General features: G+C 53.1%; 12 protein-coding genes. 8 read left to right on the top strand and 4 right to left on the bottom strand.

Annotated elements, in window-relative coordinates:
- Positions 1-282 precede the first annotated feature (282 nt).
- Positions 283-597, top strand: coding sequence for a flagellar hook-basal body complex protein FliE (gene fliE / locus F8R23_RS06110; protein WP_151415395.1), 315 nt, complete (start codon positions 283-285; stop codon positions 595-597).
- A 525-nt stretch (positions 598-1,122) separates the two neighbouring features.
- On the opposite strand, the gene F8R23_RS06105 is transcribed toward fliE, so the two are convergent.
- The 4 genes from F8R23_RS06105 to fliD all read right to left on the bottom strand — a co-directional run bounded on the left by F8R23_RS06105 (position 1,123) and on the right by fliD (position 4,539).
- On the bottom strand, positions 1,123-1,989 hold the full coding sequence (locus F8R23_RS06105) for a helix-turn-helix transcriptional regulator (RefSeq protein ID WP_151415394.1): 867 nt from the start codon (positions 1,987-1,989) through the stop codon (positions 1,123-1,125).
- Positions 1,990-2,336: 347 nt separating this feature from the next.
- Complete coding sequence (gene fliT, locus F8R23_RS06100) at positions 2,337-2,705, bottom strand: flagella biosynthesis regulatory protein FliT (protein ID WP_112349642.1); 369 nt, start codon at positions 2,703-2,705, stop codon at positions 2,337-2,339.
- Positions 2,705-3,115, bottom strand: a complete 411-nt coding sequence (gene fliS, locus F8R23_RS06095) for a flagellar export chaperone FliS (protein ID WP_085117266.1) — start codon at positions 3,113-3,115, stop codon at positions 2,705-2,707. Before fliS ends, fliT begins: the two co-directional genes overlap by 1 nt.
- Before the next feature lie 26 nt (positions 3,116-3,141).
- Positions 3,142-4,539, bottom strand: a complete 1,398-nt coding sequence (gene fliD, locus F8R23_RS06090) for a flagellar filament capping protein FliD (RefSeq protein WP_129936670.1) — start codon at positions 4,537-4,539, stop codon at positions 3,142-3,144.
- Positions 4,540-4,820: 281 nt separating this feature from the next.
- Here fliD and F8R23_RS06080 point away from each other — a divergent pair, with 281 nt between their 5' ends.
- The 7 genes from F8R23_RS06080 (at position 4,821) to tcyN (ending at position 11,133) form a co-directional block, all read left to right on the top strand.
- A complete protein-coding gene (locus F8R23_RS06080; protein WP_151415393.1) occupies positions 4,821-6,059 on the top strand; it encodes a FliC/FljB family flagellin in 1,239 nt (412 codons plus the stop codon).
- 332 nt (positions 6,060-6,391) lie between these two features.
- Positions 6,392-7,114, top strand: coding sequence for an RNA polymerase sigma factor FliA (locus F8R23_RS06075; RefSeq protein WP_112349645.1), 723 nt, complete (start codon positions 6,392-6,394; stop codon positions 7,112-7,114).
- A 57-nt stretch (positions 7,115-7,171) separates the two neighbouring features.
- Complete coding sequence (gene fliZ / locus F8R23_RS06070) at positions 7,172-7,681, top strand: flagella biosynthesis regulatory protein FliZ (protein ID WP_112349646.1); 510 nt, start codon at positions 7,172-7,174, stop codon at positions 7,679-7,681.
- Between the two features lie 126 nt (positions 7,682-7,807).
- Positions 7,808-8,800, top strand: a complete 993-nt coding sequence (locus F8R23_RS06065) for a D-cysteine desulfhydrase (protein WP_129936668.1) — start codon at positions 7,808-7,810, stop codon at positions 8,798-8,800.
- Between the two features lie 114 nt (positions 8,801-8,914).
- Positions 8,915-9,715 carry a cystine ABC transporter substrate-binding protein gene (gene tcyJ / locus F8R23_RS06060; protein WP_099064618.1) on the top strand — a complete coding sequence of 267 codons (801 nt, stop codon included), beginning with the start codon at positions 8,915-8,917 and terminating at the stop codon, positions 9,713-9,715.
- Positions 9,715-10,377, top strand: a complete 663-nt coding sequence (tcyL, locus tag F8R23_RS06055; RefSeq protein WP_037419074.1) for a cystine ABC transporter permease — start codon at positions 9,715-9,717, stop codon at positions 10,375-10,377. The genes tcyJ and tcyL overlap by 1 nt, the downstream gene beginning before the upstream one ends.
- A 3-nt stretch (positions 10,378-10,380) precedes the next feature.
- Entirely contained in the window at positions 10,381-11,133 is a 753-nt protein-coding gene (gene tcyN / locus F8R23_RS06050; protein ID WP_129936667.1) for an L-cystine ABC transporter ATP-binding protein TcyN, read from the top strand.
- Positions 11,134-11,194 lie beyond the last annotated feature (61 nt).

Here is an 11,194-nt window from a genome sequence, read left to right as displayed (position 1 = left end):
AGGCGGCCAACTCGCTCATCTCCAGGCGCTTACTTGAGTAAGTAACTGGGGTGAGCGAGTGCAGGTAACAACGCTGCAACTTGAAAGACGACGGGTATAGCGGCGCTCCCATTTCTGGGCATGCCATTATTTCCCCTTACTTACTATTTCGATGGCCCGATAAGCCGGGTTTTTTGCAGTTAATTAGCCGCTTTAGGATAAAAATGCTGTGTTAGGGTGTGCAGCATCAAAGTAGTGCCTGCCGCCACAAGGGCCGGTAGCCGCGTTTTTATTGAGGTCACAATGGCAATTCAGGGTATTGAAGGGGTGTTGCAACAGTTGCAAGCCACGGCGATTCAGGCAGGGCAGCTCGGACAAGGCGCTGGTGCTCCAGGCATCAGTTTTGCCAGCGAACTGAAAGCGGCGATTGGCAAGATCAGCGATACCCAGCAGACCGCACGTAAGCAGGCGCAGGATTTTGAGGTCGGCGTTCCTGGCATTAGCCTGAATGACGTGATGGTCGATCTGCAAAAATCATCTATCTCGTTGCAGATGGGCGTGCAGGTACGTAATAAGCTGGTTTCTGCTTACCAGGAAGTGATGAATATGGCGGTGTGATTGTCGCTATTTGGCCCTTGCTATTACTTTCCGAGCTCAGAAACGACAAATGGGCGACCAATCGCCAGAGTAAGCGGGCAGAAACCCCGCTTCAACTCACATTGCCGTACGGGTTACGGGGTTATAATTGCCGGGATACAGGATGTGTTAATTACCGGACAAGATGATGAGTAGCAAAAGTGAAAGCAGATGGCGGCTATTGAGTATTTTAATTTTGGTGGTGCTGGTCGTACTCATAGGCGTTTTAATTAAACAAAGTTAAAAAAACGGGCCACAGGTTGTGGCCTTGCTGATTTACTTTCCCGCCAGTATCCGCATGGCGTCTTCTTCGTACGTCAGGCCCAGCAGCCAGATACCAAGCAGCAAGACGGCCAGAGAAAACAGCAGTTTTTCGTTGAGCATGGTTTATCACTCCTGATGGCTTTAACGCATCGCCGATGCTATCTCACCCCGCGGTTTTCCGCTAACCCGACCTGCATAAACCACGATTCCATTGTTCAATGATTTAACTTGCGCCCGTGGTCATCAGTCCCGCGCTTCCATCAAGCTGAAATGGTCGGGACGAATGGTACTGGGTTCCATGGCTCGTTGATGTCCGCGAATGGCGGTGGGGGCAAAGCCGAAGCGTTTGCGAAAGCGTTCGGCGAACCGGGAAGAGCTTTCGTAACCGACGTGCTGGGCGATGGCGGATATTGGCCAGTCAGTGGACTGTAACAATGTCAGTGCACTGTTCATGCGCACGTCGATCATCAGATTACGCAATGAGGTGTTTTCCGCCGACAGCTTGCGCCGCAACATGACCTCGCTCATCGACAAGGTGTCCGCGACCTCGGCCGCCGTCCAGATGTTGTGCGGATCGGTTGCCAGACAACGTCGCACCCTCTGGGTTAAATTTCTAACCTCGTTATGCACGAAGTTGATATGGAACTGTTTCAACCACAGCAAAATCTCCAGCATTTTGTGGCGAATAATGACAGCAGGGAAACGGTGTTTAAGCGCCAACGCCAGGCTGGTGGTTTCAAAACTGTGCATCAGGGCGCAGGGCAGGTTGCGTAGTGCCAACACCGGGTCGAAGGCCGTAGGGGCCAGGGTTTCCGCCTGGATCGGTTGTGCCGCAAACAGTAACGGATCGCAGGTCAGCAACTGGCAACTGAATACCCCTTCCTCTGAGGGTTCGTTAACAATGTCCACGGTTTGCCCTCCGTCGATAATCAACAACTCCCCGGTATGAGCCACCACTTCACGCTGTTGCCAACGCACGCGCTTGTGGCCTTGCTGTACCAAATACAGATGGGGTTGTTCAAAATAGACTGAAGGGAATAATAATTCAGTATGCTGAATGATGTGCGCCGAGGCACCAATTCCAGGACAAAGATTAATTGTACGTTCCATCGATATTCATTTCGCAGCCATTATCTGAGAATATCTTTACGCTTTGATTGGCGTTGGAGCAACATTTTTCCATGCGTTGTGAAACACAACGACGTGTTTTATCTATCAAAAATCAATTTCCTGCTGAACAGAAAACGTCCGTGTCGGCGTAATATTTATCCGTCTCGTGGGGGCGTTGCATGTTGCGCCCGCGTTAGTCGGGGCAATATATTCGCCCCTTAAGGGCCCGGGGTGATCAATATGATTAATGTATATAATTCAAATGCCATGGATTAATATCCTGACTTAACCGGAGAATAATAGTGCAAGCTGCTATTTATTCTACTGTTATCATTATTGTTAAGCGGTTATCTGATTTGCGGCTCTCCCAACAGCAGGGCGCGGTCGTGAAACTGGCCATAGGTGTTGTTAACCACGTTCTGTCGCGTTGACTGGCCGATCAATTCTTTCAATTGGTCCATGCGTTGTTGCAGCAGGCGTTTGAGCTCGGTTTCATTGTCCAGGATCTGTTGCAGCTTATTGCGCAACAACTCCTGCAGCGCCATGGACGGGCCGGCCTGACCGGTGAAGGCGGCGGTTCTTTCCACCGCCGTCACGTAAGCCAGCTCCAATTCGATCAGGTCTTCCCATCTTTCGGTTTGCGCCAGGGCGATCATCTGGCTGCTCAGACTATATATTTGTTGATACGCGGCTAGCAGTTGCTGTTGACGTTCCATTATACGGCGTCCTGAGAGGGGTGATAATTGGGGCCAATCTGGCGCCAGGCATCGGCAATATTTTCCAGCAGTTTGACCACTTCGTCGATCGCCGCTTCGTCATTATGCAGGTTGGCCTGCATCAGGCGGCGCTTCATATAGTCATACAGCGCCGCCAAATTATCGGCCATTTCGCCACCTTGCTGGGGGTCGAGACCGCTTTTCAGGCCGTTATCGATAATATTGATGGCCTTTGACAGTGCCAGCCCCTTGCCGGCGATATCTCCCTGTTTCATCAGAATGCGTGCGCGTAACAGGGCGCTAAGCGCCCCGTCGAAAAGCATCACGATTAACTGATGCGGGCTGGCGCTCATTACGCCGCTTTCCAGACTGACCTGGGCGTAGGCTTGAGTTCCGCTTCGGTTATACATGCGATTTATTACCTGGTTAAAAAGTTCTATTTGAACTGTTGGGTTAAATAATTACCTGTACTGCCCAACTTGGACATCATGGTATCCAGTTGAACGAATTGTTGTTTATAGCGATCTATGGTGTTTTGAATGCTGGCCGTCACCGTGGTGATTTTACTGTTGAGGCGATCGAGGCTGGTATTAATGCTTTTGGTCGAGTTCTCAATGATGCCGCCAGCCTTGATGTAGTTCTGGATCTCGTTATGGATCTCGGTGGCCATGCCGGTGTCTTTACCGTTGCCAGAGAAGAAGTTGGTGACCTGGTCTGGTTTCTCTTCAATGGCCTTGTTCAATTTGGTGCTGTCGATCTCCAGCTTGTTGGTTTTGGTGTTGGTGGTGATACCCAGATTGCCGAGACCCTTCAGTTCCGGGTTGTTTTGTGCGGCGCTAAGTGCGCTCTTAATCGACGACTGAATGCCACGCAGGGTGTTATCGCCCAGCAGCGCGCCATTTTTGGCATTCTGCGCTTCACCGGTCTTGACCGGAGTAAATTTGCTTAGCGAGTTAAAGGTGTCCAGCAGCGAGTTATAGTTGTCGACCCACGCTTTGATCTTATCGGCGGTGCCGGTTTTATCGGTGCTGATCACCAGGTTTTGTGGTGCATCAGTTTTGGTGGTGGTTTTCAGGTCGATAGTGACGCCCTGTAACGCATCGGCAATCGAGTTGGTGCTGCGTTTAATTGGCGTGCCGTTAACCTCGATCTCGGCATCCTGACCGGCTACGGTTTGCTTCATCGCACCGCTTTTGGCCTTGTAGTCATAGTTGAGGATAGCCCCCAGCTTATCGTCATTATTGACCTGCACCGAGACGGTATTTTTCGCCCCGGTGGTAGTGGAACTGATCGCCAGTTGATAGTCGTTGTCGCCTACGCGCATGATGCTGGCGTTGACGCCGGCCTTGGCGTTGTTAATCGCATCGCGCATTTCCACCAATGAGGTTTGGTCGTCGCTTAGGGGGATCTTCACGTCTTTTTGCGGATCGCCGGCGGTAATGGTGATTGAACGGTCGCTGCTGCCTGGTGTGCCCAACGTTTCTGTCTGATTGGCAATAGGGGTTTGGGTGGTCAGCGTTTGCGGCTGAGCCAGCGCGATCACCTTAACGATGTAGTTGCCTGCCACCGCCTTGTCGGTCGTGGTGATAGCGAACTGATCGTGTTTGCTGGCGGTGGTATTGTTGAAGAACGCCGGTTTCGCCAGCTCTTTGCTCAGGTTATCGAACTTTTCCAGTGAGCCTTTCAGGGTGCCATAGGCAGTCAATTGGGCGTTGTAGCTGGTTTGCTGGGTGGTGTAAGGGGTCAGACGCTGCTGTTCCGCTTTGCTTAGCTTGTCCAGCAAGCCGTTGAGGTCGAGTCCTGAGCCGATGCCTAATGAACTGATCGATGCCATTGGTAATTCTCCTTAATCATGACTTTATTCGCTTTACGCGTTTATCGGCCCAGTGGAGAAAAAGTTTACTGAAAAATTAAAAAAGTGATGGCGCAATAGAAGAAGGAAAAACCGCGTTATTTCTGCCATTGGCAATAAGCGAAAAAAAAACAAAAAATTTCTAAAGGTTGCAGGGGGAGGGCCGATACCTGATGGGACGGTGGTTGACGCCGTGGGCAAAGCAGCCCGAACCTTTTAACCACATTGCGAAGATCGCAACTGATTCGTAAGGAAAGCATATAATGGCACAAGTAATTAATACCAACAGCCTGTCGCTGATGGCGCAGAACAACCTGAACAAATCTCAGTCTTCTTTGGGTACTGCGATCGAGCGTCTGTCTTCTGGTCTGCGTATCAACAGCGCCAAGGATGATGCCGCGGGTCAGGCAATCTCTAACCGCTTCACCGCTAACATCAAGGGTCTGACTCAGGCTTCTCGTAACGCTAACGACGGTATCTCTCTGGCGCAGACCACTGAAGGTGCACTGAACGAAGTTAACGACAACCTGCAAAACATCCGTCGTCTGACCGTACAGTCTCAGAACGGTTCTAACTCCTCCAGCGACCTGCAGTCCATCCAGGACGAAATCAGCGAGCGCATGTCAGAGATCAACCGTATTTCTGAGCAAACCGATTTCAACGGCGTGAAAGTACTGAGCGGCGACCAGAAACTGACCATCCAGGTGGGCGCTAACGACAACGAAACCATCCAGATTGATCTGAAAAACATCAATTCTAAAACTCTGGGCCTGGATAAGTTCAGTGTGGCAGACGGTGTTGATACAGCTAAAGTCGGCGCAGCGGTTACTACCATTGCGACAGGTAAAGACCTGACCATCACTAACACGACCAATAAGCAGGCTAACGGTGCTGCACCGGCCAGCTATCTCAAAGATAATACTACTGGCGACGTTTATGCAGTAGGCACCGACGGTAAGAACTACAAGGCCACCGTTGACAAAACCTCTGGTGACATCACTGCGATCGCGGGGACTGAAACCACCGGTTTGACCGACACCGCTGCTACCACCACCGTTAAAGAAGAAGTTACTGCAACCGGCGACACTACTGGTTTGAAATCTTATGACGGCGGCAAATCTTACCTGATTCAGGAAGGTACTGGCGCAGCGGCTAAATACTTCAAAGCCACTGCAGATAGCGCAGGTAAAGTCACCAAAGGTGCAGAGATGAGCTCTGAACCTAAAACTGCCGACCCATTTGCAACTCTGGACAAAGCACTGTCTCAGGTTGACGGTCTGCGTTCTTCTCTGGGTGCGGTACAGAACCGTTTCGATTCTGTTATCAACAACCTGAACAGCACCGTGAACAACCTGTCTGCTTCCCAGTCCCGTATTCAGGATGCTGACTACGCGACCGAAGTGTCCAACATGAGCCGTGCCAACATCCTGCAACAGGCTGGCACCTCTGTTCTGGCACAGGCTAACCAGTCTACTCAGAACGTGTTGTCCCTGCTGCGTTAATCGACTCTCCCCGATTAACCTGTCGCAAAAAGAACCCCGCTTTGGCGGGGTTTTTATATGGTGACAAACACCCGAAAAGCGTGGTTTTCGGGTGTTTGGGTAAACCAGAAGGTATAATCCTTTGTTTCTATTGGCACTCAAACAGTACTTTTAACCACAAAGGACTTTGTCAGCATTCTGACCCCGCTTTGGCGGGGTTTTTTTATGGTCGCGCGCTGTGCAGGTATTGCATGGCGCAAATAAGGCCTGTTTTGTACGACTGTTCAGCCGATTGGCATTTTGCCCCCTACGGATAATAGCGCTGACTCTCTTATCCGCAGGTTTTAGACATAGTGAGCGATTTGTATACCGCCGAAGGCGTGATGGACAAAAATTCTCTTTGGTTGCGCTACGTTCCGTTAGTGCGCCACGAGGCGTTGCGCCTGCAGGTCAGGTTACCCGCCAGCGTGGAGCTTGACGATCTGCTGCAGGCCGGGGGGATAGGGTTGTTGAACGCCGTCGAGCGTTATGACGCCCTGCAGGGCACCGCCTTTACCACCTATGCGGTGCAACGCATCCGTGGCGCCATGCTCGATGAGTTGCGTAGCCGCGACTGGGTGCCGCGCAGTGTGCGTCGCCATGCGCGTGAAGTGGCGCAGGTGATGCGTCAGTTGGAACAACAGCTAGGCCGTCCGGCCAGCGAAGTGGAAGTGGCGCAGACGCTAAACCTGTCACTGGATGAGTACCGTCAAATTCTGTTGGACACCAATAACAGCCAGCTTTTCTCCTATGACGAATGGCGGGAAGAGCATGGTGAAAGCGCGGAGCCGCTGCTGGAAGGGCACGAAGAGGCCAATCCGTTACATCATCTGCTGGAGGGCAATCTGCGCCAACGGGTGATAGACGCCATTGAGGCATTGCCGGAACGCGAAAAAATGGTGCTGACGCTGTATTACCAGGAAGAGTTGAACCTGAAAGAGATTGGCGCCGTGCTGGACGTGGGGGAATCGCGTGTCAGCCAACTGCATAGCCAGGCGATCAAACGCCTGCGTGCCCGTCTGGCGAACGAGAACTGACATGTATTCAACCCTGATCCTTCAACCCGATCACCCTTGCGATAACCGGACTGCCTAATGCCAGCAATACTGTTGAAAAAGCGGCCGCTGAGCCGTTATTTGAAAGATTACAAACACAGCCAGACCCATTGTTCCCAGTGCGGCAAGGTATTGGATCGCATGGCGTTGGTGTTTCGTGGCAAGATCATCAACAAAGACGCCATTGCGCGTATGGACCAGCCGATCGACGATCACGTCTGGCTGAATGTACAGAACGAGCTGACCGCGCTGTGCCGCTTTTGCAGTGAAATTTCCTGCAACAGCCATCCGAGCTATTTCGACATTATGGCCTTCAAGCAGTATCTGTTTGAGCAGACCGAAATGAGCCACAGCACCATCCGCGAATATGTGGTGCGCCTGCGTCGGCTGGATGAAATGCTGGTGGAGCGCAACTATCCGGCCGACAAGTTCGCCAGCAATGCCAGCCATCAACGCATCATTGAAGAGTTGCCTTCTGCGGCGCACAACAATTACCGCATTGCCCTGCGTAAATACGACCAGTATCTCGCCTGGCAAAAAAGCTACTGATCCGCTCTCCCCGGCGCGCCAGCCGGGGTTTTCCTCTTCCTCCCATGACTAATAAAGAGTGATTATTAGGTTCACATCTGCTAAATCTATCCTTTAGCTGTTGATACCTATTCCCTGGGGGAAGTTGTGAATCTGCAACAAAAATTGGCGCAGTTCCCGCGCCTCGATTTAGTCGGCTCTGCCACACCGCTCGAAAAACTGTCTCGCCTTTCAGACTACCTTGGCCGTGAAATTTATATTAAACGTGACGACGTCACGCCGATGGCGATGGGCGGTAATAAACTGAGAAAGCTGGAGTTTCTGGCGGCTGAGGCCCTGCGTCAGGGGGCCGATACGCTGGTCACTGCCGGGGCAATCCAATCCAATCACGTGCGCCAAACTGCGGCGGTGGCGGCCAAACTGGGCCTGCATTGCGTAGCATTGCTGGAAAACCCAATCGACACCCAGGAAGAGAATTACCTGACCAACGGCAACCGCCTGCTGCTTGGGTTGTTCAACGCTCAGGTGGAGATGTGCGAAGCACTGCACGACCCACAGCAGCAGTTGGCCGATTTGGCGACACGCCTTGAGGCACAGGGTTTCCGCCCTTATGTGGTGCCGGTCGGCGGTTCTAACGCATTGGGTGCGTTGGGTTATATACAGTGTGCGCTGGAAATTGCCGAGCAGAGTCGCCTCAGCAATGTCGCGTTCAGCTCCGTAGTGGTGGCGTCCGGCAGTGCAGGAACCCATGCCGGGCTGGCGGTCGGTTTGCAGCAACTGTTGCCAGAAACTGAGCTGATCGGAGTGACCGTTTCACGCAAAGTTATCGACCAACTGCCCAAGGTGGAACTGATCCAAAAAGCGCTGGCCTGTTCGTTGAACATCGATGAACTGGCGTCCATCACCCTCTGGGATGATTACTTTGCGCCACAGTACGGCATGCCGAATGAAGAAGGGCTGGCGGCCATACAGCTGCTGGCGCAACAGGAAGGGGTGTTGCTGGATCCGGTGTATAGCGGCAAGGCGATGGCGGGTTTGATCGACGGTGTAGCCCAGCAGCGTTTCCGTGATGACGGCCCGATCCTGTTTATCCATACCGGCGGTGCACCGGCGCTCTTCGCCTACCATCCGCAGGTGTGAGCCGAGTTTGTTATTCCATTTTGAACTATATTTATAAGGTTATATTCCTTCAAGCAGGCGGTCACACTGTTAAAGTGCTGATATCAAAAAAGATAAACAACAGATGGGGTGTTTATGATGTTTTCTAAAGTTCGTCGTCAACTGCTGCTGGGTGTGATGGGTGTTGCGCTGACGGCGGGGTTGAGCACGCAAACCTATGCCGCCGATAATCTGCTGGAGCAGGTGAAGCATCACGGTACTCTGGTTGTTGGGCTGGAAGGCACTTACCCGCCGTTCAGCTTCCAGGGTGAAGACGGCAAGCTGACTGGTTTTGAAGTGGACTTCGCCAACGCGCTGGCGCAGCATCTTGGCGTGAAAGCCAAACTGAACCCGACCAAGTGGGACGGCATGCTGGCCTCGCTGGATTCAAAACGCATCGACGTGGTGATCAACCAGGTCACCATTTCCCCGGAGCGTCAGAAGAAATATGATTTCTCCACGCCTTACACCGTCTCCGGTATTCAGGCGCTGGTGAAAAAGGGCAATGAAGGCACCATCACCAAGCCGGAAGATCTGAAAGGCAAGAAAGTCGGCGTCGGCCTGGGCACCAACTACGAACAGTGGCTGCGTGACAATGTGCAGGGCGTTGACGTGCGCACCTATGATGATGACCCGACCAAATACCAGGATCTGCGCGTAGGTCGTATCAATGCCATTCTGGTTGACCGTCTGGCGGCGTTGGATCTGGTGAAGAAAACCGGCGATACGCTGGCGGTAGCCGGCCCGGCGTTCTCTCGTCAGGAGTCTGGCGTAGCGGTGCGTAAAAACAACCCGGAACTGCTGGCCGCGATCAACCAGGCGATTGCCGAAATGCAAAAAGACGGCTCGCTGGCTAAGATCTCTGACAAATGGTTTGGCGCGGACGTAACTAAATAATGCACGAAAGTATCCAACTGGCGCTGGATTCAGCGCCATTTTTATTGAGGGGCGCGATACTCACTCTCCAGCTCAGTCTGGGGGGCATGGCGCTCGGTTTATTGCTCGGTTTTCTGCTGGCGCTGATGCGCCTTTCGCCGTTATGGCCACTGTCGTGGCTGTCGCGCTTCTACGTGTCGCTGTTCCGTGGCACGCCGCTGATTGCCCAGCTGTTCATGATTTACTACGGTTTGCCGCAGTTCGGTATCGAGTTTGATCCCTTCCCGGCGGCGCTGATTGGCCTGTCGCTGAATACGGCAGCCTATACCTCGGAAACCCTGCGTGCGGCGATTTCGTCGATCGAAAAAGGGCAGTGGGAAGCCGCGGCCAGCATCGGCATGACTCGTTGGCAGACGCTGCGTCGGGTGATCCTGCCGCAGGCAGCGCGCACTGCATTACCTCCGTTGGGCAACAGCTTTATCGGCCTGGTGAAAGACACCTCGCTGGCGGCGACCATTCAGGTACCGGAGCTGTTCCGTCAGGCACAGTTGATTACCTCGCGTACGCTGGAAGTGTTCACCATGTATCTGGCGGCCTCGCTGATTTACTGGGTGATGGCGACTTTGCTTTCTGCGCTGCAAAATCGTCTGGAAGCGCACGTCAACCGCCAGGATCAGGAGTAACGCATGAGTGCCATTGAAGTGAAACAGCTGACCAAGCAGTTCAAAGGTCAAACGGTGCTGCATGGGATCGATCTGGAGGTCAGTGCGGGTGAAGTGGTGGCGATTATCGGGCCCAGCGGCTCGGGTAAAACCACCTTGCTGCGCTGTATCAACCTGCTGGAGGTGCCGGATTCCGGTACGATCCGCGTTGGTGATATTCAGATCGACAGTTCCAAACCGCTGAGCAAACAGAAAAATCAGGTGCGTGCGTTGCGCCAGCAAGTGGGCTTTGTGTTCCAGAGCTTCAATCTGTTCCCGCACCGTTCGGTGCTGGAGAATATTATTGAAGGGCCGGTCATCGTTAAAGGCGAGTCGAAAGCCAGCGCAGAACAGCGTGCGCGGGCATTGTTGGCGAAGGTAGGGTTGAACGGCAAAGAGTCCGCTTATCCCCGTCGTCTTTCCGGCGGGCAGCAGCAACGGGTGGCGATTGCCCGCGCGCTGGCGATGCAGCCGGAAGTGATCCTGTTCGATGAACCGACTTCTGCACTCGATCCAGAACTGGTGGGCGAAGTGCTCAACACCATCCGTTCGCTGGCGGAAGAAAAGCGCACTATGGTGATCGTGACGCACGAAATGAGCTTTGCCCGTGACGTGGCCGACCGCGCCATTTTTATGGATCACGGCCGTATCGTTGAGCAGGGTCCGGCGAAAGAGCTGTTCGCCAATCCGCAACACCAGCGCACCCAGCAATTCCTCGATAAATTCCTGAATCAATAACATGTAGGGGCCGGAACATATTCGGCCCACCGGATGCTGACCAATAAAAAGGGGGGCAGCC

Source organism: Serratia proteamaculans, assembly GCF_008830365.1.
Lineage (GTDB): Bacteria > Pseudomonadota > Gammaproteobacteria > Enterobacterales > Enterobacteriaceae > Serratia > Serratia proteamaculans.
Note: the sequence above shows the minus strand (reverse complement) of the source record. Positions and strands in the feature narration are given on the sequence as shown.